General features: G+C 36.0%; 28 protein-coding genes. 5 read left to right on the top strand and 23 right to left on the bottom strand.

Annotated features, from left to right (window positions below):
- Positions 1-41 precede the first annotated feature (41 nt).
- The 5 genes from AB1280_RS02290 to AB1280_RS02270 all read right to left on the bottom strand — a co-directional run bounded on the left by AB1280_RS02290 (position 42) and on the right by AB1280_RS02270 (position 6,515).
- Complete coding sequence (locus AB1280_RS02290) at positions 42-2,213, bottom strand: penicillin-binding protein (RefSeq protein WP_429754759.1); 2,172 nt, start codon at positions 2,211-2,213, stop codon at positions 42-44.
- A 21-nt stretch (positions 2,214-2,234) separates the two neighbouring features.
- Positions 2,235-2,591, bottom strand: coding sequence for a cell division protein FtsL (ftsL, locus tag AB1280_RS02285; RefSeq protein WP_272188239.1), 357 nt, complete (start codon positions 2,589-2,591; stop codon positions 2,235-2,237).
- Between the two features lie 15 nt (positions 2,592-2,606).
- Positions 2,607-3,539, bottom strand: coding sequence for a 16S rRNA (cytosine(1402)-N(4))-methyltransferase RsmH (gene rsmH, locus AB1280_RS02280; RefSeq protein WP_272188240.1), 933 nt, complete (start codon positions 3,537-3,539; stop codon positions 2,607-2,609).
- Between the two features lie 399 nt (positions 3,540-3,938).
- Positions 3,939-5,555, bottom strand: a complete 1,617-nt coding sequence (bshC, locus tag AB1280_RS02275) for a bacillithiol biosynthesis cysteine-adding enzyme BshC (protein WP_272188241.1) — start codon at positions 5,553-5,555, stop codon at positions 3,939-3,941.
- A 78-nt stretch (positions 5,556-5,633) separates the two neighbouring features.
- Positions 5,634-6,515 (bottom strand): 2-dehydropantoate 2-reductase, encoded by an 882-nt coding sequence (locus tag AB1280_RS02270; protein ID WP_429754758.1) that lies wholly within the window; start codon positions 6,513-6,515, stop codon positions 5,634-5,636.
- 284 nt (positions 6,516-6,799) lie between these two features.
- Between AB1280_RS02270 and AB1280_RS02265 the strand changes: the two genes are divergently transcribed.
- Positions 6,800-7,270 (top strand): N-acetyltransferase, encoded by a 471-nt coding sequence (locus AB1280_RS02265; protein ID WP_272188243.1) that lies wholly within the window; start codon positions 6,800-6,802, stop codon positions 7,268-7,270.
- A gap of 29 nt (positions 7,271-7,299) precedes the next feature.
- Here the strand turns inward: AB1280_RS02265 and AB1280_RS02260 are convergent, their stop codons facing one another.
- The 3 genes from AB1280_RS02260 to AB1280_RS02250 all read right to left on the bottom strand — a co-directional run bounded on the left by AB1280_RS02260 (position 7,300) and on the right by AB1280_RS02250 (position 8,685).
- Positions 7,300-7,821, bottom strand: coding sequence for an RsfA family transcriptional regulator (locus AB1280_RS02260; protein ID WP_272188244.1), 522 nt, complete (start codon positions 7,819-7,821; stop codon positions 7,300-7,302).
- Positions 7,822-7,949: 128 nt separating this feature from the next.
- Entirely contained in the window at positions 7,950-8,123 is a 174-nt protein-coding gene (gene rpmF / locus AB1280_RS02255) for a 50S ribosomal protein L32 (RefSeq protein WP_001984764.1), read from the bottom strand.
- Positions 8,124-8,184: 61 nt separating this feature from the next.
- Entirely contained in the window at positions 8,185-8,685 is a 501-nt protein-coding gene (locus AB1280_RS02250) for a YceD family protein (protein ID WP_429754757.1), read from the bottom strand.
- 153 nt (positions 8,686-8,838) lie between these two features.
- Here AB1280_RS02250 and AB1280_RS02245 point away from each other — a divergent pair, with 153 nt between their 5' ends.
- A complete protein-coding gene (locus tag AB1280_RS02245) occupies positions 8,839-10,080 on the top strand; it encodes a nucleotidyltransferase (protein ID WP_429757254.1) in 1,242 nt (413 codons plus the stop codon).
- Positions 10,081-10,106: 26 nt separating this feature from the next.
- Here AB1280_RS02245 and AB1280_RS02240 read toward each other — a convergent pair whose 3' ends face one another.
- Both AB1280_RS02240 and AB1280_RS02235 read right to left on the bottom strand, forming a co-directional pair.
- Positions 10,107-11,132, bottom strand: coding sequence for a SepM family pheromone-processing serine protease (locus AB1280_RS02240; protein WP_429754756.1), 1,026 nt, complete (start codon positions 11,130-11,132; stop codon positions 10,107-10,109).
- Positions 11,125-11,916, bottom strand: coding sequence for a patatin-like phospholipase family protein (locus AB1280_RS02235; protein ID WP_272188247.1), 792 nt, complete (start codon positions 11,914-11,916; stop codon positions 11,125-11,127). The genes AB1280_RS02240 and AB1280_RS02235 overlap by 8 nt, the downstream gene beginning before the upstream one ends.
- A gap of 107 nt (positions 11,917-12,023) precedes the next feature.
- Between AB1280_RS02235 and ylbJ the strand changes: the two genes are divergently transcribed.
- Positions 12,024-13,256 carry a sporulation integral membrane protein YlbJ gene (ylbJ, locus tag AB1280_RS02230; protein WP_429754755.1) on the top strand — a complete coding sequence of 411 codons (1,233 nt, stop codon included), beginning with the start codon at positions 12,024-12,026 and terminating at the stop codon, positions 13,254-13,256.
- Here the strand turns inward: ylbJ and coaD are convergent.
- The gene (coaD, locus tag AB1280_RS02225) at positions 13,251-13,739 is read right to left on the bottom strand and encodes a pantetheine-phosphate adenylyltransferase (protein ID WP_429754754.1); all 489 of its coding nucleotides are present in this window, start codon (positions 13,737-13,739) and stop codon (positions 13,251-13,253) included. The genes ylbJ and coaD overlap by 6 nt on opposite strands.
- Complete coding sequence (rsmD, locus tag AB1280_RS02220; protein ID WP_429754753.1) at positions 13,727-14,302, bottom strand: 16S rRNA (guanine(966)-N(2))-methyltransferase RsmD; 576 nt, start codon at positions 14,300-14,302, stop codon at positions 13,727-13,729. Before rsmD ends, coaD begins: the two co-directional genes overlap by 13 nt.
- 631 nt (positions 14,303-14,933) lie before the next feature.
- Here rsmD and AB1280_RS02215 point away from each other — a divergent pair.
- The gene (locus AB1280_RS02215; RefSeq protein ID WP_429754752.1) at positions 14,934-15,323 is read left to right on the top strand and encodes a DUF7147 family protein; all 390 of its coding nucleotides are present in this window, start codon (positions 14,934-14,936) and stop codon (positions 15,321-15,323) included.
- A 311-nt stretch (positions 15,324-15,634) separates the two neighbouring features.
- Here AB1280_RS02215 and AB1280_RS02210 read toward each other — a convergent pair whose 3' ends face one another.
- From AB1280_RS02210 to AB1280_RS02185, 6 genes are all read right to left on the bottom strand, one after another.
- Complete coding sequence (locus tag AB1280_RS02210; RefSeq protein WP_272188252.1) at positions 15,635-15,910, bottom strand: YlbG family protein; 276 nt, start codon at positions 15,908-15,910, stop codon at positions 15,635-15,637.
- A gap of 183 nt (positions 15,911-16,093) precedes the next feature.
- Positions 16,094-16,546 carry a YlbF family regulator gene (locus tag AB1280_RS02205; protein WP_429754751.1) on the bottom strand — a complete coding sequence of 151 codons (453 nt, stop codon included), beginning with the start codon at positions 16,544-16,546 and terminating at the stop codon, positions 16,094-16,096.
- 76 nt (positions 16,547-16,622) lie between these two features.
- A complete protein-coding gene (locus tag AB1280_RS02200) occupies positions 16,623-17,195 on the bottom strand; it encodes a histidine phosphatase family protein (RefSeq protein WP_429754750.1) in 573 nt (190 codons plus the stop codon).
- A 76-nt stretch (positions 17,196-17,271) separates the two neighbouring features.
- Complete coding sequence (locus tag AB1280_RS02195; RefSeq protein WP_272188255.1) at positions 17,272-17,517, bottom strand: YlbE-like family protein; 246 nt, start codon at positions 17,515-17,517, stop codon at positions 17,272-17,274.
- Between the two features lie 11 nt (positions 17,518-17,528).
- Entirely contained in the window at positions 17,529-17,942 is a 414-nt protein-coding gene (locus AB1280_RS02190; RefSeq protein ID WP_429754749.1) for a YlbD family protein, read from the bottom strand.
- A 92-nt stretch (positions 17,943-18,034) separates the two neighbouring features.
- Entirely contained in the window at positions 18,035-19,072 is a 1,038-nt protein-coding gene (locus AB1280_RS02185) for a CAP domain-containing protein (RefSeq protein WP_429754748.1), read from the bottom strand.
- 212 nt (positions 19,073-19,284) lie between these two features.
- On the opposite strand from AB1280_RS02185, the gene AB1280_RS02180 reads away from it, so the two are divergent.
- Positions 19,285-19,650, top strand: a complete 366-nt coding sequence (locus tag AB1280_RS02180; protein ID WP_429754747.1) for a YugN family protein — start codon at positions 19,285-19,287, stop codon at positions 19,648-19,650.
- A gap of 317 nt (positions 19,651-19,967) precedes the next feature.
- On the opposite strand, the gene ctaG is transcribed toward AB1280_RS02180, so the two are convergent.
- The 5 genes from ctaG to coxB all read right to left on the bottom strand — a co-directional run bounded on the left by ctaG (position 19,968) and on the right by coxB (position 25,144).
- The gene (gene ctaG / locus AB1280_RS02175) at positions 19,968-20,906 is read right to left on the bottom strand and encodes a cytochrome c oxidase assembly factor CtaG (protein ID WP_272188259.1); all 939 of its coding nucleotides are present in this window, start codon (positions 20,904-20,906) and stop codon (positions 19,968-19,970) included.
- Between the two features lie 327 nt (positions 20,907-21,233).
- The gene (ctaF, locus tag AB1280_RS02170; protein ID WP_429754746.1) at positions 21,234-21,572 is read right to left on the bottom strand and encodes a cytochrome c oxidase subunit IVB; all 339 of its coding nucleotides are present in this window, start codon (positions 21,570-21,572) and stop codon (positions 21,234-21,236) included.
- 3 nt (positions 21,573-21,575) lie between these two features.
- Positions 21,576-22,199, bottom strand: a complete 624-nt coding sequence (locus AB1280_RS02165) for a cytochrome (ubi)quinol oxidase subunit III (protein ID WP_272188261.1) — start codon at positions 22,197-22,199, stop codon at positions 21,576-21,578.
- Positions 22,199-24,061: a cytochrome c oxidase subunit I gene (gene ctaD / locus AB1280_RS02160; RefSeq protein WP_272188262.1), complete on the bottom strand. Its 1,863-nt coding sequence runs from the start codon at positions 24,059-24,061 to the stop codon at positions 22,199-22,201. The genes AB1280_RS02165 and ctaD overlap by 1 nt, the downstream gene beginning before the upstream one ends.
- A gap of 33 nt (positions 24,062-24,094) precedes the next feature.
- Complete coding sequence (coxB, locus tag AB1280_RS02155) at positions 24,095-25,144, bottom strand: cytochrome c oxidase subunit II (RefSeq protein ID WP_272188263.1); 1,050 nt, start codon at positions 25,142-25,144, stop codon at positions 24,095-24,097.
- Between the last annotated feature and the right edge of the window lie 87 nt (positions 25,145-25,231).

Genomic DNA, 25,231 nt, shown 5'->3' with positions numbered 1-25,231 from the left:
GTACTTGTTTCATTAGAACCCGTACACTCACTTTGCCTATGTTACGTTCCCTCTTTCTTTTCCTTCTTATTTGGTTGCTGCTCTGCTTCTTGCTGCGGTTCAAGAGGGGGTTCGAGTTTTACTTCTACCTGTGTTCTTTCTTGTAAAGGAGTACCTTCAGCGACACTTTGCTCTGTTACATAACCTGTACCAGAAAGCTTCAAATCAAGATTTAATATTTTCGCTAAATTCATCACATCACGAAGTGCCCAACCATTAATATTCGGCATTTTCGGTTGATTTCCTACTAAAAATACCCGATCACCCGTTAACGTTTTTTCATTCGCTTTTGGCACTTGTTGTCCGACTTTCTCCTCTCCTAAAACTACAGGTCGGAATTTTTCCTTTTCCAATATTCCTTTTGCTTCTTCCATTGTTTTACCCGTTACATTTGGAATGGTAGCTTGCTGCTGGTTTACTTGTTTTTTCACATCTTTTATTTCATTCGGCTTAATTTTTAAATACTCCAAACTATTTTTCGTAACAGATTTAAACATTTCAGATAACGGCTGTGCACCATTTTCATTGTCTTTCAATTTAGGCTGTTTAATTGCTAAATATACGACAAGCTGTGGATCATCCATTGGTGCCATACCAAGGAAAGAGAAAATATAATTATTTTTCCCTGTCATATAACCGCCTTTTCCATCTGGAATTTGTGCTGTTCCTGTTTTACCACCAACGGAATAGCCATCGAGTTTATACATCGTTCCAGTCCCTTTGGGCGATGTTACAACTCGTTCTAACAGTTGCCTAACTTGTGTTGCAGTCTCTTTTGTAACTGGTTTTCCTACTTCCTCTGGACGGTGTTTCAAGACAAATTTATCATCCATCGGATCTACAATCTGATCAATCACATAGGGTTTCATCATTTTCCCATCGTTAGCAATTGCAGTAGCTGCTTGTACAAGTTGAATCGGAGTTACAGTAGACCCTTGTCCAAATGCTGTTGTTACTTGTTGGATTTTCTTATCAAATAAAATTGTATTTTCGCCTTCTCCAGGTAAATCAATACCTGTTTTTTCATCTAGACCAAACTTATGAATATATTGACGGAAACGATCAGGTCCTAACTTTTCATTTCCTAAAATAGCAAAAGCAACGTTCGATGAACGCTCAACACCTTCATCAAACGTAATAGAACCCCATCCTGCACCGCCATTATGGTCTTTAATTTCCTCATTCCCGACTTTGTATCTACCAGATTGATAGTAATCTTGTCCGTTATATACACCCTCATTAATAGCAGACGCCAACGTAAAAATTTTCATCGTTGAACCTGGTTCATAAGCGTTTGCAATCGGATCATTTAAAAAGTATTGAATATCTCGTTTATTCGGATCAAAACTCGGTCTGCTAGACATCGCTAAAATCTTTCCTGTTTTCGGATCTGCTACGACTCCAATTAACATAGACGGCTCATAATGTTTTTCTGCCTCTTCCATCGCATCTTCTAGAAAACCTTGAATCCGTTGGTCGATTGTTAAATATACATTATCTCCATTTTTAGGCGGCTTCATAGACTGTTTTCCGCCTTCTAACGCGATACCTTTTGTATCTCCTGTATACTTCATACTTCCGTTAGAAGCTCGTAAATATTTATCTAAGCTTTGTTCAAGTCCAAATTTCCCTTCTGCAATTCCTTCATCATTTGGTTTTGCAAATCCAAGTATGTAAGATGCAAAATCTCCATTCGGATATATTCTTGCTTTTTCTGTAACAAAAGATATTCCATCTATCTTCAGATTATAAATTTGATCTTTCTTTTCTTTCGTTATGTTTTTTCCAATCTTTCCAAACTCTACTTGTTCAGCATCTTTATTTAAATACTGTAAAATTTCATTTTTATCAACTTCAAGTACTTTCGATATTTTCTCTGCAGCATCTTCTTTGTCTTTCACATACTTTTGCCCTTTAAGTGCAGCAACCATCTTATATGAATTTGTATCTTGGGCAAGTACGTAACCATTTTGATCGTAAATCGTACCTCGATTTGCTTCAAGTACTCCATCTTTACTATGTTTTTGCTCTGCAATTGGCTTTAAATCTACTCCATGCACTGTTTTTGTTGCTTGAATATAAAGAAAGCGTGCTAACAACAGAAAAAAGAGCAGGAGAAACACCTTAATGAAGAATCCTGCTCCTTTGTTAGTATGAAATTTACGTATATTCATCTTTTCTTCACACCTATTGTATTAATTTAAGCCTTTTACATTTTTCGCATTAATTTCAAATCCATGCTTTTTGGCGACTTCTGCAATGCGATCATAACGTGTTAGCTTTTCAGTTTCCGCTTGTAACTCTTTAATTTCTTTTTGTTGTTTTATAAGATTGCTTTCCATGTCTGTTACTTTAGCATCAGCTTCATATAACGCCGCTTTATTACCAATAAAAGCCACGCATGCATATAGTAAAAAACCAATAAATGCAACATACAATAATTTTTCAAGTCTTGTAATTCTTGTTTTTATAGCCGGCTGTACTACTTGCTGCGGAGCTTGAGATTGTACTTCTACTTGTTGCTTTTTATACTTAACAGCTAAATTTGTCATACCTCTCTCTCCTTTTTATAATTTTTCAGCAATTCGTAGCTTCGAAGAACGTGCTCGATTATTTTCTTCTAACTCTTCATCAGAAGGCAAAATCGGCTTTCTTGTAATTAGTTTTAACTTCGGCTTGTATTCATCAGGAATAATTGGCAATCCTGGTGGAAGCTGTGGTGTTGTACTGTTTCTTTTAAATGTCGTTTTACAAATCCGATCTTCTAACGAGTGGAATGTAATCACACTAATTCGGCCACCTGTTTTCGTTACGTCAATCGCCGCTTCCAACGCTTCCTCAAATACCTTCAATTCATCATTAACTGCTATACGAATTGCCTGAAATACTCGCTTCGCAGGATGCCCTCCAGTCCGCCTTGCTGGAGCTGGAATCCCTTCTTTAATTAACTCCACTAGTTCTCCGGTTGTTTCAATTGGTTGTTTTTCGCGGTACGCTTCAATTTTCCTTACAATTTGCTTTGAAAACTTCTCTTCACCATATTGAAAAAAGATTCTTACAAGTTGTTCATATGACCAACTATTTACAACGTCATATGCTGTTAGTGGGGCATCTTGATCCATGCGCATATCAAGCGGAGCATCGTGGTGATAACTAAATCCACGTTCTGGCGTATCTAATTGTGGGGAAGAAACACCTAAATCAAATAAAATACCATCTACTTCCGTTATTCCTAATTCAAATAACTTTTCCTTTAAATAGCGAAAGTTACTTTTCACAGCTATAAATTGGCCGTCATAAGAAGAGAATTTTTCTTGCGCATTTTGAATTGCAACCTCATCTTGATCAAATGCAATTAGTCTTCCTTCTTCAGAAAGTTGAGATAGTAAATAAGCACTATGCCCGCCACCTCCTAACGTACAATCTACATATGTTCCGTTTGGTTTAATTTCTAAGCCGTCTACTGTTTCTTTTAAAAGCACTGTTACATGTTTAAACATAGTTGCACCTACTTTTTTGCAAAATAATCCTCTTGAATCATCTGTTTATTCCTCTTTAAAAGTCAATTCCAAAAACGATAAAGAATTGAAATCATTTCCCATAAGAGTTCGATTGGTGAGGTTTGTAATTAGTAAGAATTCAACTTCCTACTAAATAATAGTCTTATCTTATTATATACTAAATTTTATCATCTTTTTCGGGAAATTTCATAAAAACATGTCGAAAAAAGATAATAATCCGCTTCTTTTTGTTTCATTTTAGCAAAAAAGTGCTGTTCTTCAGAAACAGACTACTTTCAATCCATATTCTTTACATTTCACAAAGTCAATAAATAAATAAATTTATTTTACAGGTAATTCCACAAAATAAAATAAAATCCTGCTCTCAAGAGCAAGATTTTATAATTTAATAATATGATGTTTTCCATTCCACTGAAAAGGTTGTTTCATGACTCGCTCTACAAAATCAAGACCGTAGTCGTTTAAATAATAACAAATATTCCATATCCGTTCTTGCGGCGCACCTAATGGCTGTAATGAGTGTTCAATTCTCCGGAATTTATTAAGCTGCACTTCATGCTTTCTCTCTAAATCAGCTTGAAGTGTCCTCTCTAACAATTCAAGTTGTTGCATAATTTTCAACTCATTTTTCTTCGCAAAATTTCGAAGACCTGGACTCACTTTTTGAACAAATTGCTGTAAAGATGTATGAATTGCTCCAATTTGTTCAGATGCATTCATAAATTGACTATCCATCGGCTCTTCAACTTGCATAGATAACCACTTTTCTCGTAATGCAGCAATACCTTTGTGGAACACTTCGCTCTCTTGAATCTGCAAATCCCGTAAATCAGTTTCAATATCACGTTCTAAATAACTAATTGTCAAACGAGGAACGACAGGCGGCATTTGAAAATCCAGTGCATGAAATACTTGCTGCAATTCACTCCAGTACGCAATTTCCCCTGGACCACCAATAAATGCAAGCGTTGGAAACATATATTCTTGCATAAGAGGTCGAGTAACAACATTGTTACTAAACTGTTCAGGATGACTCTCCATACGTTCTATAATCTCCTCATACGAAAACGAATACATCCCCTCTTTACAAATAAAACGTCCCTCTTCCTCCTCTAATAAAAGACGCTCCCCATTCATTTCCATAAAAATATGAACTACATTCTGTTTTGTTTCAATAATCGGTTTATATCCTAACTCATGTAATGCACGCTGCTGATTATTAAGCGCTCCTTGTACATTCTTGTAACGCGCTAGTAGTTCTTTAAAAAACGGAATTTCAATATTCCGAAGGATAGGATGATGAGAATCTACAAGAATTAAACCGGAATGCGCAAATAGTTTTGTAATAAAGCGCGCAAAAAAATCAACATATGTGCGTGATTGCTGTAAACATTCTTCTACAAAACAAAGTACATCCTTTGTATGTTTTGTTTCTGGATATGTTTTAAATATTTCTTCGATCCATTGTTTACAATCCTCAATGGAAATCTCCATTTCAGAAGCACTTGCTTTATTTAGGTGACGCTCATGAAAAATTGTCTTTTTTATTTTACCGTTTTTCGTAACGAATGCATGGTTAATTTCATCAATGTCATGATCTTCTCCAGCAATCCAAAAAACAGGAACAACTCGCACTCCCAGCGAAGCTTCTTTTTCCTTTGCAAGTTGTAAAATAGATATAATTTTATGAATTGTATAAAGAGGACCTGTTAACAATCCAGCTTGTTGTCCCCCTACAATAACGTATGTATCTTCTTCTAACAAAGCATGAATATTTTGAAGCGTTTTTTCTCCTGCATTTAATTTTTGATTATATTGTAATAAATGTGATACTAACTCTTGTCTTGGATACTGTCTATTTCGTAAATCTTGTATACGTCTTACAAAACTCTCTTCTGCTATTGGATAATCAAAGCATTCTTGAATGTCTTTTTCATGGTTTAAATAGTCCGCAACAACTCCTTGAAGCGGGACAGAGATTTCTTTTATCTCCATATACTTCTTCCTTTCATCTCCTGATCTCTCACCAACCAAATTGTAGTCAATGTTCGCTATAAAAGCAAAGAATATCTCTTATCTTTCTAATCCTTTTATCGAATGATACAAAAAAGACAGTGTCGGAACTGATTTTTGTTGTTTCTCTGCTTCTTGAATTAAATAACCGACAATTGCATCAATTTCTGTTTTTCTATTATTGCGTACATCCGTTAACATAGAGGAAGTGTTGTGAGCTGTATTTTCGCACACTGTGCATACACGATCCCAATACGCTTTACATTGTAAGTCGCCGACAATTTCCATTACTTCTGAAAACACTTGCTTCATCACTTGGTGAAACGAAGGATTTGTCAATAACTCTCCATTTTGTACACCGAACAGCGCAGTTAACGGGTTAATACACGCATTAACGACAAGCTTATTTATCATTGTTTGCTTCCAATCATTTTCAACCGCTACTGGGAATAGACTCGAAGAAAATGCAGGAAACAAAGGCTCAAATTGCTGATTTTCTCCATTTATGAGTCCAAATTTCGTACTACCTACCCCAGTATGATGAACGATATTCACATTTTCCTTTTTCGCTCCGTGCTCTACAATTCCTACCGCAATGCTAGCACCTTGAATTTGTTGCAATAAATGAAGATGTCCCATCCCATTTTGTAAGAAAATAATTCGTTTTTCCGCTTGCAAATACGGTAATATCTCTTCTAAATGATATTGCTTTACAGCGACAAAGGTATAATCATGTGTTTCATTTTTTATATTCTCTAAAGGGCTAACACGAGGAAATACAGTTTCCCTAATACCATTTTGTACACATGTAACCCCGCACTTATTCAAGCAATCAGATTGCTCTACTGTTCGTGTATACAGTGTGACATCCTGCTCATTTTTTTGTAAATAAAACGCAAAAAGAAGTCCGATTGCTCCCGGCCCAACAATTCCAATTTCCATCTTTAAAAAGACCCCCATTTTCATCACGCTATCCATCAAAATTTAAAAGATACATTATGAATAACTTTCTACAAAAACCAATTGTTAAAAGCTTCCCACTAATAAAAAAAATTTCTACTAACGAAAGCTTTACTTTATAGTTTATAAAATTAGTTTAGCAAACTTCTAAAAAAAATATTGAAAGAATGATCTCTTTTCTTCATAAAAACTAAAAAATGCGTTATAATATTATTGTAAATATTTATACTTTTCTTTATTTTACAACAAGAAAAGGATGTGGTTCTATGCATTTTCCGAAAGTTGAGCGCTTGCTCATCAATTATAAAACGTTAGAAGAGTTTAAAAAATTCAAAGGATGCGGTGCTGAAGAATTATCTATGCTGGAGGACTTACAAACAAATATCATCGAAAACGATAGCGAATCCCCTTTTTACGGAGTTTTTTATGGCGGTTCTCTTATCGCACGCATGAGCTTGTATACGAAAGAACAGTCCAGCAACAATTTGTTTTCCGGACCTTATGTAGAACTTTTTAAACTTGAAGTGTTACCAACATTCCAAAAACAAGGATTCGGTAAGATGCTTGTCAATTATGTAAAACAACTGCATCTTCCTATCAAAACGATTGCTCGTGTCCAATCTGCTGATTTTTGGGAGAAATTACACTTCGAAAAAGTAACCATTGATGATGGTGATTTCTACGTTTGGTATCCAAACGCAAATTTGAATGCGGTTACAAAAAGTGAATCTGCTTAAAAATAAAAACAGCTGCGTGACAGCTGTTTTTATTTTGATGTTTTTTCAAGTATTCCCTTTTCTCGCTTTCTCTCTCTTTCAGAAGGCTCTAATACCATCGAGTTTCGTTTTCTGTCAATATAATCGAATAAAGTACGGTATTCTTCTTCATACAAAGACAATTGCTGCAAAAGCCCTTCCTTTTCCTTTTGCAACACCTCAATTTTTTTATATAACTCCATTTTGTCTTCTTCTTTTTTATAGCTTTGTAAAAAGACAATTACATCTTCTAACGTGATTGAAAGAGAGCTCACTTTCTCCTTCTTTTGTTCTTGCACTTCATAATTTTCAGCTTTCCGTATTTGCTTCGCTTCTTCAATGCGTTCTTTATATTGTTTACGCACGTAAGAATTCCAACGAAATCCACAAGCAGCAGGTGTCCGCGATAAATGTCTTCCAACTTCTTTGAAGGCAGAAAGCTGCGTTCCCCCTTCACGAATATGCCGGAGCACTACTTCTGCCAGAAGTAAATCTTCGTCATCAGTCCATGCATCTTGTCTTGTTGTTGCCATCTCTCTAGTCCTCCTTTTGCATTTTTTATTAAACATATGCAGTTACTAGAAAAGATAGAAGAATAACATGTAAAGAAAAACGAAAAAAATAAACGCAGGAGGTTTCCCTCCTGCGTTTATTTTTGCAATTACTTGCTGATTACTTCTTTACCTTTGTAAGTACCGCATGCTTTACATACACGGTGAGCTAATTTTGCTTCACCACAGCTTGGGCACTCTACCATACCAGGTACTGATAATTTGAAATGCGTGCGACGCTTTCTTTTTACTGTTTTAGAAGTTCTTCTAAAAGGTACTGCCATTCTTCCCACCTCCTTAAAAGAGAGAGTTATTTTCATACGAAAGTCCATACTGGTCTTTTGATTATTTGTCAAAAAACTTCGCAAGTCCTGCTAATCTTGGATCAACAGGCTTTTCTTCGCTTTTTTCCGAAATCACTTGCCAGTCTCGACCTTGCATCGGTGTTCCTTCTGAAACATCCTCACTGAAAATTTGCATTGGAATCTCCAATAGTATATTTTCCTTAATTACAGGGAGTAAGTCAAGTACTTCTCCATCTAAGTAATGAAAATCTGCTTCAGTTTCATAATCTTCTTTCGAAACTAAGAACACTTCAGTTGTTTCAATGTCAAATGGTAATGTTACATCTACTAAAGTTCTAGAACATGGTAATACCATGCTTCCTGTTATATGTAGATGGAACGTAAATTTGTTAGAGCTAAAATCAACTCTACCTGTCACATGAACAGGAGTAATGTCTTGAACTTCATTCTCAACATTTTTCAGCTCACTTACATCTACCATCTCATCTAACGTTAGTCCTTTATGTCGATATTTGTTCAATTGATGGATGGACCATTTCATATCATATCACCTCAAGGCAACAAACAAAATTATAGCTAGCCATTGTATATTTGTCAATATTTTTTCTTTACACTATAATGGAGTCATTATAGGAAATAATATATAGATTATCATGTTTTAGAAAAAGATGCTACACTGAAAGGAGAGATTATTATAAAAGCTAGCGGCATTGTTGTTGAATATAATCCATTTCACAATGGTCATGCTTATCATGTGCAACAAACCAAAAAGTTAACAAATGCAGATATTATCATTGCTGTTATGAGCGGACCCTTTTTACAGCGCGGGGAACCGGCTCTCGTTTCGAAATGGGCACGAACACAAATGGCCTTAGCAAATGGTGTAGACATTATCGTCGAACTTCCATATGCCTTCGCAACGCAAAAAGCTGAAACATTTGCAGACGGTGCTATTTCAATATTAGATGCTCTTCGTGTCTCTGAGGTTTGCTTTGGGAGTGAAAGTGGTAATATCGATCATTTTTACAATACAATTACTTTACGTCAAGCTGAGCAAGACACATTCCATTCCCTCGTACAACAATACTTAAAAACAGGAATAAGCTATGCGAAAGCAACTTCTGAGGCATTTTCATCCTTACAAAAAAACATAGCTACTATCGACATTTCAGAGCCTAATAATATTTTAGGAATGCATTACATAGAAGCAATTATCAAACAAAAAAGTTTAATGAAAGCAAGTACAATTAAGCGTTTCGCTTCGCATTATCATGACGAAACATTTCAAGATGAACGAATTGCCAGCGCAACAAGCATTCGCAAACAATTATTTAATGATCCAGAAACTTTTTCAACAATTATTCCCTTTGTTCCAAAAATGACAAAACTACTTTTAGAGCAATATACACATTCCTATCACCTATTACATAATTGGGAGCGTTATTTTCACTTACTAAAATATAAACTTCTTACAATGTCACCATCGCAATTACAAAATATATATGAAGTAGAGGAAGGGTTGGAACATCGGATTTTATCTTCTATTCAAGAAGCAACTTCATTCACAAAATTTATGGAAGTATTAAAAACAAAACGTTATACATGGACACGACTACAGCGCATTTGTACACATATTTTAACGAACACAACAAAAGAAGAGATGCACAAAGCACGTGTAGAACAACATGCACAATATATTCGTTTGCTCGGCATGTCCCAAAAAGGACAAGCCTATATATCAGCAAATAAAAAACAAATAACACTTCCATTGCTTTCTCATACAAAAACGTTTCAGCATCCGCTTCTAGATATAGATCGAAAAGCAAGCGCTGCTTATTTCTCTATTTTACAAGGAACCCTTTGCAGTGAAATGATAAAGCGAGATATAACGCAGCACCCTTTTCGATATGATGAAATACAACATATATTTTTATAAAAAAATCCTCTCTTAAACGAGAGGATTTACTTTTTTTCTGACATTTTATCCAAATACATTAAAGCATCATCTAACGTATCTACAGGTATAATTTTCATTTTAGTGTTTATATCTTTAGCTGTTTTCACTGCATCTTTATAATTTGACTTCTCTTTTCCATTCTCATTTGGAGCAAAGAATATTTCTGCACCTGCATTATGAGCTGCAACTACCTTTTGAGAAATACCTCCAATTGGACCGACTTCTCCTTTTTCATTTATCGTTCCAGTTCCAGCTATTTCGTGACCTTTCGTTATATCTTCTTTCACGAGCTGATTATAAATTTCTAACGTAAACATAAGACCAGCAGAAGGTCCTCCAATCTTATGCGCATCAATTTTCACATTAGGACTTACTGTAAGCTTCTTATCTGTAATAATAGAAACTCCAATACCAGCGCGACTTTTATCTTCTGGAATTGGCTTCAGTACAAATTTGTCTTCCTTTTCTGTATTTTCACGGACATATTTAACGCTTACTTCATCATTTTGTTTTTTTGTTTTCATATAGGCAATAAACTGTTCTCCCGTTTGCAATGATTGACCATCAACAGCAAGAATACGATCCCCAAGTTTTAATTTTTCAGCAGCTGGCATATCATTTGCAATACCAACTACAAGCACACCTTGATTTTCAAACGTAACAGAGGCATTCGCTCTTCTATATGCATTATAAATAGCCGCATCTTGTGACTCTTTCATGGCATATACTTGGCGAAATTGATACTCTTCATCACTTTCGCCTTTTCTTAAAATTTCTTCCTTCTTAAAAATTTCGTCATATTTGTTAAATTTAGCAGAAAGATAGTTCACAACATTCGCTCGCCCCATCGAAACTGTAACGAGCATAAAATCTCCTTTCTCTTTATTCCCTCCCTCAACTTTTACATACGGCTCTAATTTCTCTGCCATGCCTGGCTTTGTAATATAGTATGGCAGAGGGACAAACACGATTAACATTGCAATCATTACTCCAATGAGTAGTGCATATAAATACCGAAATTTTTTAAACATCTTTCTTCTCCTTCCACTGCTCAATCAATGTGTAAATTGTTTGAATGTGCTGCTTTGCTTCTTCTTCGCCGACACGAATAATATCTTCTATATTCGTAAAGGATCGCGAACTAAATTGTTCTACAGCTGGATGCATCATAAGATCTGATGCAATTTGTCTATTTACTACAAGCTCATGTTGCATAATTTCGATACTTTGCATAATGACATCATAAATGGATGTAACTTCTCCATTGACCTTAATAGGGGATACATCAACAGCAATCACAATATCAGCCCCTAATGTTCTTACTACTGATACCGGAATACGATCGATCACTCCTCCATCAACGAGCAGTCTTCCATTTATTTTCTCTGGAACAAATATGCCGGGCACAGAGATACTTGCCCTTACAGCATCTGCAATTGAGCCTTTTGTAAAGACAACCTTTTCACCATTTAAAATATCCGTTGCTACAACCGCCGTTGGAATATCTAGCTCTTCTAATTTTTTATTATATGTAAACATTTTAATCATATCTTTTACACGTTTTCCAGTAATAAATCCCATCTTGGGTACAGTAAAGTCTAAATAGTACTTCCGCTTAAATACTGTTGCTAAACGATACAATCGGTCCACATTACATCCTGCTGCATAAAACGTACCTATTAACGCCCCCATACTGCTTCCCGCAATCATATGAATAGGTATACCAGCTTCTCGTAGTACTTTAATAACACCAACATGAGCAAATCCTTTCGCACCACCTGATCCAAGCGCTAACCCAATTTTCGGTTCTTTCATCTTCTTCACCCTCAAAAATTTTTCACCCTCTTTTTATACTTATGGTCTAATTTCACTATGTATCCTCGTATACTGAAATGAACATTTGGGACAAAGGGGGGTATAAAATGTACGAAAAATGGAAAACAGGCTTTCTCACCATATCGGTTTCTTTCCTTACAATTTCTCTCGTACTCCATCCCCAAGCAGCACTCCAATCATCTATACGGGGCTTAAATATATGGTGGGAAGTTGTATTTCCTTCATTGCTACCTTTTTTTATTATCGCCGAACTTCTAATCGGACTGGGAATTGTAAAGTTTATCGGTGTGCTATTAGAACCTTTGATGCGTCCACTCTTTCGTGTACCTGGCATCGGAGGTTTTGTATGGGCAATGGGTATGGCATCAGGTTTCCCAGCAGGCGCAAAATTAAGCGCTCGGTTACGTCAGGAAAACCAACTGACACAAATTGAAGCAGAACGTCTCGTATCTTTCACAAACTCTTCTAATCCATTATTTATTTTTGGCGCTGTAGCAATCGGTTTCTTTGATAATCCAAAACTAGGAATGATTTTAGCAGCCTCCCATTATGTTAGTAATTTCACAGTTGGACTACTTATGCGCTTTTACCAAGATAATCGCAAGCAACAAGAATCAAAAAGACATACATCACCAATTCCATTGCAACATGCTTTTTCCATTCTTCATAAAACTCGATTACAAGAAAAACGTCCCATTGGAAAATTAATCGGTGATGCCATTACTTCCTCTGTCCAAACATTACTTATGATTGGCGGGTTTATTATTTTATTCTCTGTTTTAAATAAAATGTTAACCGTTTTTCATATTACAACTTTCCTTGCTTTTATTATGAAACAAATATTGGTCGCATTTCAACTTTCGCCTTATTTTAGTTCCCCTATTTTGTCAGGCCTTTTAGAAATGACACTTGGGAGTCAAATGATTAGTCAAACAGAACACACTTCTATTTTACAACAAGCCATGATGACAAGTTTTGTCTTAGCTTTTAGCGGCCTTTCTATTCAAGCTCAAGTTGCCAGTATTTTAGCAGAAACAGATATACGGTTTAAACCATACTTTATTGCACGTATTATTCAAAGCTTCCTTGCTCCAATCTATACATACATATTTTGGGGACCACTTTATGAAAGATTACATTCTTTTTCACCTACCCAATACGATATTCCAGTCTTTTTATCTAAACAATCTACCGTGTTTGCAAAAGCTTTGGATTATCTTGTTACGTTTGGCCCGGCCTTTACACTATTTTGTTTATATTTATACGTTTTATTACTCGTTGTCCGCCTAATTCAGAACAAAAAACCCCGTTCATCATAACGGGGTTTGAAACTTCTCTTTTAAAGCACGTTCTACAATTGGCGGAACAAGTCCAGAAACATTCCCACCATAACGAGCTACCTCTTTTACAATACTTGAACTTAAAAAGGAATATTGATTATTCGTCATGATAAAAAATGTTTCTACATTCTCTTCCAATTTACGATTCATTGATGTAATTTGCATTTCATATTCAAAGTCAGACACCGCACGTAAACCACGTAAAATCGCATTCGCATTGTGCATCCTCGCATACTCTACTAATAATCCACTATGCGAATCAACCTTTACATTCGGAATGTCTTTTGTCGCCTCACGAATTAATTCTAAACGCTCTTCTACTGTAAAAAGTGGTTTTTTTGATGAATTATTTAAAACAACAACATATACTTCATCAAAAACTTTTGCCCCCCTTTTTATAATGTCTAAATGCCCAAGCGTAATCGGATCAAAACTTCCCGAAGAAATTGCTATGCTTGCCATTCGTTCCCCTCACCTTCATACTTATAAATCGAAATCGCTGTAATACCGTAGTTTTCAGCTCTTACCTTCACAAGTCTACCAATCGTTTCAGGTAGGTCTATATCTACCCCATGCTCAGCCATAATGATTCCATCTTCTTTCAATAGATTATGCTGATCCATTATACTTATTAAAGAAATAATCTTTTGATCTTTATACGGCGGATCTAATAATACAAGATCGAACGATATCTCACGTTTCATGAGCGCCTTTACAGCACGTTCTGCATCATTTCTATATACTTCTGCTTGCGCTTCTAACTTGCAACTTTCTAAATTTTGATAGATCACCTTTATCGCTTTTCCATCACGATCAACAAAAATAGCTTTATCTATCCCTCTACTAAGAGCCTCAATACCAAGTCCACCGCTCCCACCAAATAAATCAAGAGCTAAACCACCATCAAAATAAGGACCGATAATATTAAAAATCGACTCTTTCACCTTATCTGTTGTCGGCCGTGTCGTATTACCTGGTACAGCTTTTAAAGGATGACCTTTACACTTTCCCGAAACTACTCTCATAATTTTTCACTACCTTTATCTCTTTCTATATCAATCCAAATAAAAAACGACATAAAACCATCCTTATTAGGCGGGCGAGAGCATCTGGCTATGCATAGAAGCGATCAGAGCCTTTTTTCTGCCACATGCGAAGTTCAAAAAAAGGAAGAAAGCAAGTGCAGGCTCCTTTTTTTCTGCATAACAGCAATCTATATGTCGAAAAATCAAAATGGATTCATATAACAAATGTTCATATAAATAATTCTTATGTAAGCTCAACTTTATCCCGCTATTCATGGACAGTAATACCTCCACTGATGAAAGTTTCACTTTATGTATATTCACCTTTTTTATCCTATCATAAAACATACGAAAGAAAAATAAAAAGGAAAAGAGAAAAATTAATTTTACAATGTATATCTTCACACAGTTTGGAGATAAATAAATATAACAACATCACCTTCGATGTTGTTGCCAACCGCGGAGAAGACTTACGTTTCCCCATAAGTTCTTCCTCCGGTTTCTCCTCTCCCTTTTCCTTCTTGCTAGTCATACTAGTATAAGAAGGGCCCTGCCTCGGCAGGGTTTTTTCTTTGTCTCCTTTTCATTTCGAAAATGAAATGATACAGTAGAAGAAAGAGGAGGAAAAGACATGATTCAACGTTTTATTGAACTAGGAGAGGGATACTCCGATTTATACGAATTACTCGAAATTGCAAAAGCAAACAAACATCGAGTATCGCATATGCTACAATTTAATACTTCGAAAAACGAAAAAGCTGTATGCTCTCTCGTCGTTGTTCTTCACCCTACGACAGTAGGCGATTTTCAACCTTTATACATATGTCGAGAAGGAATCCCTTTATTAACAGATAAAAAAAGCAAACGAATTACTTTATTTGAAGAAACCGCCGAACAAATCGGAAAAAAAGTAGTTTCTTTTACTGTAAAACCATCTACAATATTTCCAGAAAATGAACTATACTTCAATCATCTCATCGGTATTTTACGAATGAATCACTTTATTCCACCGATGCAATAAAATGAAATTTTAATCAGCAGGGGGTTTCTTCATCCCCCACTGATTATCAGCCTTCCCCAATCGGGCGCATGCCAGCGATTTATCTCCTGCCTAACTTCTTAAGAAAAGCGGAAGTGGCTCGCCCAGAATGTGTGGGGAATGGAGTTTCTTCCTACGAGGTGTTCTTTACCTCGTAGGAAGAAGCGAAGCCACCGAACATTCTAGCCACTGGAGCTGGACATTTTGCTGAATTTTGAGGCGGGAGTATTACTGCCCTCAAATAGCGGGATAAGATGAAGAGTACAAAAACCCCCACCAATTTGGTGGGGGTTTTAATCCATCTTATTGTAATCATATTCTTTTGCACGATCTGGTCTGGAATTTTCGAACTCCGTTTTTAAAAATGGCCGATAAGATGGATCGACTTTTTTTACAAACGGAAGCTTATTTAATTTTTGCATCATATGTTCTAATTGCTCCATATCACAATACACAACAGCATATTTAAACCGTTTTGATATGTAGTGAATGTTTCCGTATTTCCTTAAAATTTTAGCATTTTTTAAGGAATGTAGATAGACAATCATACTTTGTCGTTGCCCAAACATAATGTTCTCCTTTTATTTAATATCATTCATTTATTTCACAATAAGCCGCAGAAATTTATCCCGTATTAACTGATATTAAGCCCCCATCGTTGAAAATTTCATTATCGATTTTCAAATATTTTAAAAAAACGGAAGCCGTTTCTTATAGTCTTTTTTCTTCTATATTCTAAAAAACGGGGCAGATTACCCCGTTTTTTTACACCCACAACTACCTCCAGAGCCACAACCGCCTCCACAACCACCTGCATCAAAGAATGGATTGCCTGTCGGAACTTTAATAGCAGGAGAGATTTCGGCTCCCATAATTACACTAATCTCATCCAATAACTTTTGCAAATCATTTTCTGCTTTTTTAAAAGCAGCTATATTTTCATGCAAATCTATCGCTCGTTTTAACTCCCGCATTTGTTTCGATACAGTTGTATAGTCAGGATGGTATTTTCCAAACCGCTGCACTTCTTCATAACGCTCTTTCATTGCTGTAAATTGCCCTATTAGCATTTGTACTTCCGGGTCTTGTTGCAATGTATGGTAGCACTTGCGGTACTGCTCTGCTATATCTGAAAGAACAACTGCCTTTGCAAGTTGTTCAGCCTTGTCTAAAATCATTACGCTCTCTAGCGTCGCTACAATCATGAGAGACACCTCCGAATATTAATCATATCACATTTATAGCAGAACTACTAATTCTATGACTTTATTCAGATATAAATTACAAACAAATATGTTCAGCGATATTATACTTTACAACTTCCCATGTTCCTTCTATTTCTCTCACATAACTAATACATGCATTTTGCAGTGGAGTTTGAAATGTAATTTCTTTTGGAGAAATAGCATGTAATATAGCTTTAATTGCATGGGAATGTGCAACAATAATAATACGTTTTCCCATATAATTTTGGGCAACATCTTTTAATGCCGCAAAACACCGCTCAACAATTTCTTGATCCGTTTCCATTCCTTCTACGTTACCATCTGCAATAAACTGTCTAACTTCAGCAACTGGCTTTCCTGATGCTACTCCAAAATTCCGTTCCATAAAACGTTCATCAAGGTAAATAGTGTCTATTTTCACCATATTAGCAATAGCTTGTGCTGTTTCGTGTGCTCTTACTAGCGGACTACTAACGATGATATCCCATGATTCAGCTTTTAAAGCTGCGGCACTTTGACTTGCTTGTTTTTTCCCAATTTCATTTAAAGGAATATCTTCTCTTCCTTGAATAATTTCTTGAAAATTCCAATCAGTTTGTCCATGTCGTACTAAACAAATTTCCGTCATGCTGCAACTCCTTTTTCTATAATCCATTTTTATTGTAACAAAAGTTTCGCATGACGGACACAGTTTTTCCTCCCACTTAATCAACGTTTTGTTGTTTCATATATTGAAACATGTCTATCATAAGAGAAGCAACGGATAATTGATTTTGAAATTTAGCCACTTTATCTGGGATTGTCTTTTTAAAATATTGCATGGCCGCTAATTCAAATGCTTCTTTTTCGCTTGGGTTTCTAGAAAGCTTCCGATACCAATACGGCTGCTCGCGAATATATTTCTGTAAATCTTCATTCGACCTTACAAATTCGATGAGTTCTGCTCTCATCACTCATCCTCCTAGTCTTTTTGAAAGAAAAACGGATTATTTTCGGCATTACGCTGTTGTTTAGTTGTCTGATTCCCTTGAAACTGTTGAATAACCTGCTGTACGCTCCCAATAGCTGTCGTCATATTCGCTAAATGTTGTTGCACCTGTTCCACATCAATTTTTTTAAAAAACGATACCATTTGTCCCATCAAATCCCCTGACTTTTCTTCGCTCTCTTCTTGTACAGAAGGAGGAACTATCTCTCCATTTACTTTGTAACGATTCCATATACCATCTCCTTCCCCAAGTAAATACCATTCTTCATAAAACTGTTGCCATGATTTCGTTCCATTTCGAACGTCATGAACCATCTTTGGATGCTGACGTACAAACTCTTTGAATTTTTGAATAGAAGGATGTAAATCTCCTTTCACTGTTGTCATTACAATCACCCACCCCATCAGATGTATCTTTTTACTATATTGTAAGAAAAAAAAGGCGCATGGTTCGCCTATTTTTAGGCAATCCATACACCCTACTTCTGAATAAAATTTTGCGTATAAAATTTATCATACACGCCAATTCCTAAACCAGTGAATTGTTCGTTTAGTAAATTCTTTCGATGCCCCTCACTATTTAACCATCCTTGAACCGCCGCGATTGCATCACTATGCTGCGCAGCAATGTTTTCCCCAGCTAACTGAAATGATACATTTCCTTTGTGCAAACGATCTCCTAATGTGCCAAACGAAGGTGAATCATGAGAAAAATAATTGTTGTCTTTCATGTCTTTACTATGTTCATATGCTACCACCGCCGTTTGCTGGTCCCATACTAATAATGGAAGATGATTACGAATTCGAATAACATTTGTCAAATCTAAAATTTGCTGAGCATTTCCTTGTTCCACTTGTTTCATTTGTTCTGGTGATAACGGCTGTGGATTCGTTAATTCTCCAGAGGAAACGAGTTGATACGGTTTTTGTTTGATTAACGTTTCATCATCCATATAACGAACACCGACAAGTTTATGTGTAAAATGATCAAAATATAGTTGCGCCCATCCCTCTTCGCTAGAAACGAGTGGTTGTTCTGTTAGTTCAACATCAGATAATTCAAATTGATAGCTATTTTTTCCCATTTTAAGTGAGATTTCATATGAAAATGGATTTTTTTTATAAATATCTTCATACTTTTCACCAATATGAAATGGTGAAACACTCACTTTCTCTCCGCCAACATAAATCGTAACAATTTTGTGCTCTTTAACTCCAAACTGCACATATTTCGATAAGTCTTGATTATATATCCACCATTCATAACCATATGCAGATGGCTCAATTCGTGCCGGTTCACCCCAATTCGCTAATAAAATTTCAGAATCACTACCTAGTAACTCTGGAATTGTTTCTGGTACTCCCTTAATCTCTTTTTCTTTTTTTGTTTTCACAATTTTATGCTCTTTTTTTAACTGAGAAGATTGAAATATATATTGAGAAACGAGTAATTTCCCGTATAAATCAATTGCTAAAATAAGAATAGTAATTACTATAATACGAAACAACTTTTTCAAATTATATACCTCCTGAATAACCATGAAATTGAGGTATACACAAACAAAACTGTTTTCTCCATTTTGTGTGTACCACACTATGTTCACTATATCATAATTCTTTTATAAAATCAGACATTCCCCCTTTTCTCTCTATAATGAATTGCGTTTTCTCACTATTCGTACTATTATAAATTCAAGCGGTTCTACGTTTATAATAAGGAGGTTATTTCATGCAATTTACAAATACGAAACTTGAAGGCCTAGTGGTTGACTTTACACTTCTTTCTGAGGTAATGGACAATCATCACTTTGTACTAGCTGGGCAATGGGATTACGAGCGAGTAACATACGACTATAAATTTGAAATGCTGAAAGATGTATATTATTTACGTATACAAGGTTTTGCAATTGAAGGAGATATCGGCAGCCGACATGCCCATATTAAGTTATTAAAACCTCTTCTTGGTAAACATTATTATCCACATGGCGTAGAGTATGGAGAGAACGAAAATTTCCCCAAAAATGTTCTTCAAAAAAGCGAACAGTTACTTCAAAACATCGAAAAAGAGTTGCAAGATTTAGCGATTATAGAATAAAGAAAACTTCTAGTAGTTTCACCGGGATAAACTACTATACTTTTATGAACATCGTACTTCTCAAAAAGAACCTTTATAAATGCAATTTAAAACACGACATAAAAATCACTTTCTTTTTAAGAGAGGACGAGAGCATCTAGTCGTACATAGAAGCGATCATAATGTACTCTGCATAGCAGCGACTTATATGTCGAAAAATTAAAATGGATTTATCTAAACCAAAAGAAGGTGTACACGATGGTACACCTTCTTTTGGTCTGGTAAATTTATCCCGCTACTTTAGCGCAGTAAGCCTTCCTACTGAGAGAAGTTTCATTTTATTTAGATGAGAGTTTTCCATCAGACATGGGTGATTGAGATTGCAAATACGGAGGTAATGCATGCATCTGTTCAGCATCCTTTTTCCGCTCTTTACGCGCCCACGAGAAGAAAACATATCCAATAACCGTGCCATATACAATTTCTTGTATAATCTTCATTACAATCCCTCCTGTTTTCTGATCCTCTAGAACAGGAATCCAATGTAAGAAATCAGGACCTGTAATATTTAAATTAGATAATGTTCCAGCTGGCACGCAAAGCTCCATCGCCTTCATCCATGCATTTGGATCTGTATATGTCACAAACAACGGCTCATTCGCAAAAATGATAAGCGCACAAGCCGGCGTTAATAGCATCCCATTAGCAAACATATAACCAATCTTTTTAATATCACTTAATGTTTGATATTGTGGTAACGGATTAAATATTGGCCACCACAACATAATGGCCATAAAAAACAATGCAGCAAGAACAATCGGATGTCCTATTTGACTCTGCTTTACCGTATCAAACACAATTGGTAAATGATACATCGAAAATGCCCCATTAAAAACAATTAATGCGATAATAGGATTTGCCCATATGCGTAACATGATATGAATCAATCGAAATGATGTTATATACTCAAACAACCAGATTGGTAACCCCAGTAGTAATAATGGAGGTACGGCAATATACATGATTGCCATTTCTAACATATGTGCACTAAACACAATATGTCCAAGTAAATCAATTGGGCCCCCTTTAACCAAATATAAAAGGAGCATACCACTTGTAAAATAAAAGATTTTCCGTTTACTTACTTTCTCTCCGTTCGGAAAACGATATCGATATTTTCCAATAATTAAAAAATAACTAATCACGACAGCTAGTATAAAAAGAAAAAAGATTGGGCTCCACAGTGCTTCAAAACTAAATATCCATAAGTTGTTCATTTTTTTCACACCCTCCCTTTCATAAAGTGAAACCTTAATCAGTGTCCTCCACTGATTATCAGCCCTCACCAATCGGGCTTTTACGGGCAATTATCCCCCACATATCTTCTTTAGAAAAGCGGAAGCGGCTCTGTCAGAATCGCAGGAAGCCCGCGCCCCTGACAGAGAGGCGCTTTTTGCCTCGTCCGAGGGGGCGAAACGACCGGAAATTCTAGCCGTTAGAGTTGGACACGCTTCTTTCTCAATCTTGAGGTGGGGGGGCTTACTACCCACAAATAGCGGGATAAATAAAAGGAGATTGATAAACCCTCAATCTCCTTTCTTTTTTTAAACCCAAACAATTGTCATAAATGCTAAAATCGTTACTAATCCGACTAGTAAACCAGCATATAAGAAAAATGTCGGAGCTTCATGCCCCTTATGGCTCATATGCATAAAATAATACAATTGAAAAATAACTTGTATGGTAGCTAACAGTAAAATAAATGGTACAGAAAAAAGTGGACTAAATGTTTTTGGATATGCAACTGCTACAAATGCGATAATTGTCAAAAAAATCATTAATCCGAAAGTAACAACTTGATGCTTCATTTCTTCTGCACTTTTTTTTCTGCGGTAAACAAGATCCACTTTAGGGTTATTTATATTTGTTTGTTTTATCGCCATTGTTTATCCCACCATTCCCATTAAGTATACTACAGTGAAAATAAACACCCAAACTACGTCGATAAAATGCCAGTAAATTGATGCAACGTAAAACTTTGGCGCATTGTATAAATTCAAACCACGCTTCGCATTACGAACCACTAGAGTCAAAATCCAAAGTAATCCAAATAAAACGTGTAATCCATGCGTACCAACTAATGCATAAAACGCTGAACCAAATGCACTACTTTTCATTGTGTGCTTAAATTCATGGGTATAATGATTGAACTCATAAATCTCAAAACCTAAAAAGCCAATCCCCAGCAAGACCGTAATAATAAGCCAAAGCTGCATTTGTTTAAAATTAAAATTCTTCATATGATACATTGCATATACACTCGTTAAACTACTTGTTAAAAGAAGCATTGTCATAATAAACACAAGCGGCATTTGAAACATTTCTTGTGACGTTGGTCCGCCGTTAGTTGAATTTTTTAGTGCTAAATATGTTCCAAACAAGGAAGCAAACAGTACCGTTTCGCCTCCTAGAAACAACCAAAATCCAATAAATTTATTCTTTCCTTCAAGGGTTGCTTTTTCAGGCTCTGCTGGAAAGGTTTCATTTGTTAATTTTTCCTCTGCATGCATTACGCCTTGCCCCCTTTATCATCTAAATCTTCTTTATGAATGTGGTATCCATGATCATCAATTACAGATCGGAAGAACATTGCTCCAAACGTAATAATAAGCCCAACGATTGCTACCACTAACCACATTTTCTCTTTCCCACCTTGCATATACATCGCTCCAAACGCTGCGATAAACAGGCCTAACGAGATAACAAACGGTAAGAACGATGAATTTGGCATATGAATATCACCAATCGGCTCTGCTGGCGTTATCTCATTTTTCCCTTCCCTTTTTTCAATCCATAATGGATCTAACCCTCGTACAAATGGTAATTGTTTAAAATTATATTCAGGTGTCGGCGCAGGAATTGCCCATTCTAGCGTGCGGCCATCCCAAGGATCGCAGCCGGCTTGTTTTTTTGAAAAAGATGTTTTTACAACATTAACCAAAAGAACAATTGTTCCAAGAGCCATAAATGCTGCGCCTATTGTACTAATTAAGTTTCCAGTTTCTAATCCTTGGCCTGGCAAATACGTAAAATATCGGCGCGGCATACCGATTAAACCAAGGAAGTGCTGAATAAAGAACGTTAAATGGAAACCAATAAAGAACAGCCAAAACGTAATTTTACCAAGTGTCTCATCTAAGATTTTATTAAACATAAGCGGCCAATAATAATGAGCCCCAGCGAATAATCCAAACACAACCCCACCTACAATTACGTAATGGAAGTGAGCGACAACAAAGTAATTATCATGAAATTGATAATCAGCAGGAGCAGATGCAAGCATAACCCCTGTTACCCCCCCCATAACGAATGATGGAATGAAGGAAACGGCCCACATCATTGGTGTTGTAAAACGAATACTTCCACCCCACATCGTAAAGAGCCAGTTGAAAATTTTAATCCCTGTTGGAACAGCAATTGCCATTGTAGCTACAGAAAAAATAGCATTTGCTACCGGTCCAAGACCCACTGTGAACATATGATGCGCCCACACCATGAATCCTAAAAATCCAATTAATACCGTTGCAAATACCATAGATGAATATCCGAATAATCTTTTTTTAGAGAATGTCGCAAATATTTCTGAGAATATTCCGAAAACTGGGAGTATAAGAATATATACTTCTGGATGACCGAAGATCCAAAACAAATGCTCCCATATAATCGTATTTCCTCCTAAGGCCGGGTTAAAAAAGCTTGTTCCAAATAAACGATCTAACATTAATAAAGCTAAACCGACTGTGAGCGGTGGAAATGCAAATAAAATAAGGGCAGATGTTACAAATGTCGTCCATGTAAACATCGGCATACGCATATATGTCATTCCAGGTGCACGCATATTAATGATGGTAACTAGAAAGTTAATTCCACCTATTAATGTCCCAATACCCGAAATTTGCAAACCAAGAACATAGAAATCAATGCCGTGCCCTTTTGATGCAAGTGATAACGATGCATATGATGTCCATCCTGCATCAGGTGCTCCTCCTAAAAACCAACTTAAATTTAAAAATACGCCTCCAAAGAAAAATAGCCAAAATCCAAGCGCATTAATAAATGGAAACGCAACGTCGCGTGCACCAATTTGAAGTGGTACAGCTGCGTTCATCATTGCAAATACAAGCGGCATTGCTGCTAAAAAAATCATTGTTGTTCCGTGCATTGTTAAAACTTGATTATATGCATCTCCAACAAGAAAATCATTGTTTGGAAACGCTAACTGATACCGAATAAATATTGCTTCTATTCCACCGATGATAAAAAATAATCCACCTGCAATTAAATAGAGAATGGCAATCTTTTTATGATCTACTGTTGTTAAATAATCCCAAATCACAGAGCCAACTCCCTGTTTTTTTGCTACAGAACTCACGTTTTCAACCTCCCCTTCGCAAATAGTTTCTCATTACTTTTCAACTTTTAATGTTTTCAAGTAAGCATTTAATGACTCTACTTGATCGTCAGTAAGATTACCGTATTTTCCAGTCATTTTATTTCCTGGTTTCATGCTTTCAGGGTCTTTTAACCATTTTTTTACATTTTCGTCATTATTTTCAGCAATTCCCGCAACCATATCACGGTCTGCAAAATTTGCTAAATTAGGTGCGATACGTGCAGAAGGTGGTCTGCTATCATTTGATCCAACAGCATGACAACCGATACAACTCTTTTCAAAAATTTGTTTTCCTTCTTGCTCTTTCGAAGTAGCAACAGTCTTTTTACCATCTAATTCTTTCATACTAGCAACCCATTTTCTGTACTCGCTTTCATTAACAGCTTTCACTTTAAACTGCATTAAAGAATGAGAAGGTCCGCAAAATTCTGTACAAAATCCATTATATGTGCCGGTCTTATCTGCTTTAATCCACATCTTGTTCACATTATCTGTATTTGTATCCATTTTTCCAGCTAAAGATGGCACCCAAAATGAGTGTTTGATATCAGCACCTTTTAAATTTAAATACACTTTTTTACCTGTAGGGATGACTAAATCTTGCGAAGATACTAATTTTTCATTATTGTAAGAAAATTCCCACCAATAAAGATTCGCTGTTACATCAACAACGATTGTATCTTTATCAATATTCTTTTTCTCCATTCCACTTACGTCAGCAAGTTTAAACGTATATGTAACAGTAGGGACAGCCAATACCAATAAAAGTAAAATCGGAATGACTGTCCATATAATTTCTAGCTTGTGATTTCCTTCTACTTGCTTCGGAATATAATTTTCCTGGCCTTTCCTTTGACGGAAACGCACAATTACATACAAGAAAATAATCGTAACTACAAGAACGACACCAATCATGATTGCACTAGCTAATAACAATAAATCATATTGCATTTTTGCTACTTCACCTTGTGGAATCAAAGTAGATTGAAAGGCTTTACCGCATCCCCCTAACAGTAAAGCCACTAGTGAAACAAGCGAAAGCAATCGCCACTGTTTCTTCATGCAAACAACCCCCACTTTCTTTGTTAATTAGATTGTACTTTATAGTAAGTAAAGTAAATCTCAACGTAAAGAAATCCCCTGTTGTCG

Origin of the sequence: Bacillus sp. S10(2024) (assembly GCF_050473865.1) — a bacterium.
Classification (GTDB): Bacteria; Bacillota; Bacilli; order Bacillales; family Bacillaceae_G; genus Bacillus_A.
This window is presented reverse-complemented; position numbering and strand designations above follow the sequence as displayed.

Coding starts and splice junctions, on each gene's coding strand:
- AB1280_RS02290 (WP_429754759.1), bottom strand. CDS start 2,213: ATGAATATACGTAAATTTCATACTAACAAAGGAGCAGGATTCTTCATT.
- ftsL (WP_272188239.1), bottom strand. CDS start 2,591: ATGACAAATTTAGCTGTTAAGTATAAAAAGCAACAAGTAGAAGTACAA.
- rsmH (WP_272188240.1), bottom strand. CDS start 3,539: ATGTTTAAACATGTAACAGTGCTTTTAAAAGAAACAGTAGACGGCTTA.
- bshC (WP_272188241.1), bottom strand. CDS start 5,555: ATGGAGATAAAAGAAATCTCTGTCCCGCTTCAAGGAGTTGTTGCGGAC.
- AB1280_RS02270 (WP_429754758.1), bottom strand. CDS start 6,515: ATGGAAATTGGAATTGTTGGGCCGGGAGCAATCGGACTTCTTTTTGCG.
- AB1280_RS02265 (WP_272188243.1), top strand. CDS start 6,800: ATGCATTTTCCGAAAGTTGAGCGCTTGCTCATCAATTATAAAACGTTA.
- AB1280_RS02260 (WP_272188244.1), bottom strand. CDS start 7,821: ATGGCAACAACAAGACAAGATGCATGGACTGATGACGAAGATTTACTT.
- rpmF (WP_001984764.1), bottom strand. CDS start 8,123: ATGGCAGTACCTTTTAGAAGAACTTCTAAAACAGTAAAAAGAAAGCGT.
- AB1280_RS02250 (WP_429754757.1), bottom strand. CDS start 8,685: ATGAAATGGTCCATCCATCAATTGAACAAATATCGACATAAAGGACTA.
- AB1280_RS02240 (WP_429754756.1), bottom strand. CDS start 11,132: ATGTTTAAAAAATTTCGGTATTTATATGCACTACTCATTGGAGTAATG.
- AB1280_RS02235 (WP_272188247.1), bottom strand. CDS start 11,916: ATGAAAGAACCGAAAATTGGGTTAGCGCTTGGATCAGGTGGTGCGAAA.
- ylbJ (WP_429754755.1), top strand. CDS start 12,024: ATGTACGAAAAATGGAAAACAGGCTTTCTCACCATATCGGTTTCTTTC.
- coaD (WP_429754754.1), bottom strand. CDS start 13,739: ATGGCAAGCATAGCAATTTCTTCGGGAAGTTTTGATCCGATTACGCTT.
- rsmD (WP_429754753.1), bottom strand. CDS start 14,302: ATGAGAGTAGTTTCGGGAAAGTGTAAAGGTCATCCTTTAAAAGCTGTA.
- AB1280_RS02215 (WP_429754752.1), top strand. CDS start 14,934: ATGATTCAACGTTTTATTGAACTAGGAGAGGGATACTCCGATTTATAC.
- AB1280_RS02210 (WP_272188252.1), bottom strand. CDS start 15,910: ATGTTTGGGCAACGACAAAGTATGATTGTCTATCTACATTCCTTAAAA.
- AB1280_RS02205 (WP_429754751.1), bottom strand. CDS start 16,546: ATGATTGTAGCGACGCTAGAGAGCGTAATGATTTTAGACAAGGCTGAA.
- AB1280_RS02200 (WP_429754750.1), bottom strand. CDS start 17,195: ATGACGGAAATTTGTTTAGTACGACATGGACAAACTGATTGGAATTTT.
- AB1280_RS02195 (WP_272188255.1), bottom strand. CDS start 17,517: ATGAGAGCAGAACTCATCGAATTTGTAAGGTCGAATGAAGATTTACAG.
- AB1280_RS02190 (WP_429754749.1), bottom strand. CDS start 17,942: ATGACAACAGTGAAAGGAGATTTACATCCTTCTATTCAAAAATTCAAA.
- AB1280_RS02180 (WP_429754747.1), top strand. CDS start 19,285: ATGCAATTTACAAATACGAAACTTGAAGGCCTAGTGGTTGACTTTACA.
- ctaG (WP_272188259.1), bottom strand. CDS start 20,906: ATGAACAACTTATGGATATTTAGTTTTGAAGCACTGTGGAGCCCAATC.
- ctaF (WP_429754746.1), bottom strand. CDS start 21,572: ATGGCGATAAAACAAACAAATATAAATAACCCTAAAGTGGATCTTGTT.
- AB1280_RS02165 (WP_272188261.1), bottom strand. CDS start 22,199: ATGCATGCAGAGGAAAAATTAACAAATGAAACCTTTCCAGCAGAGCCT.
- coxB (WP_272188263.1), bottom strand. CDS start 25,144: ATGAAGAAACAGTGGCGATTGCTTTCGCTTGTTTCACTAGTGGCTTTA.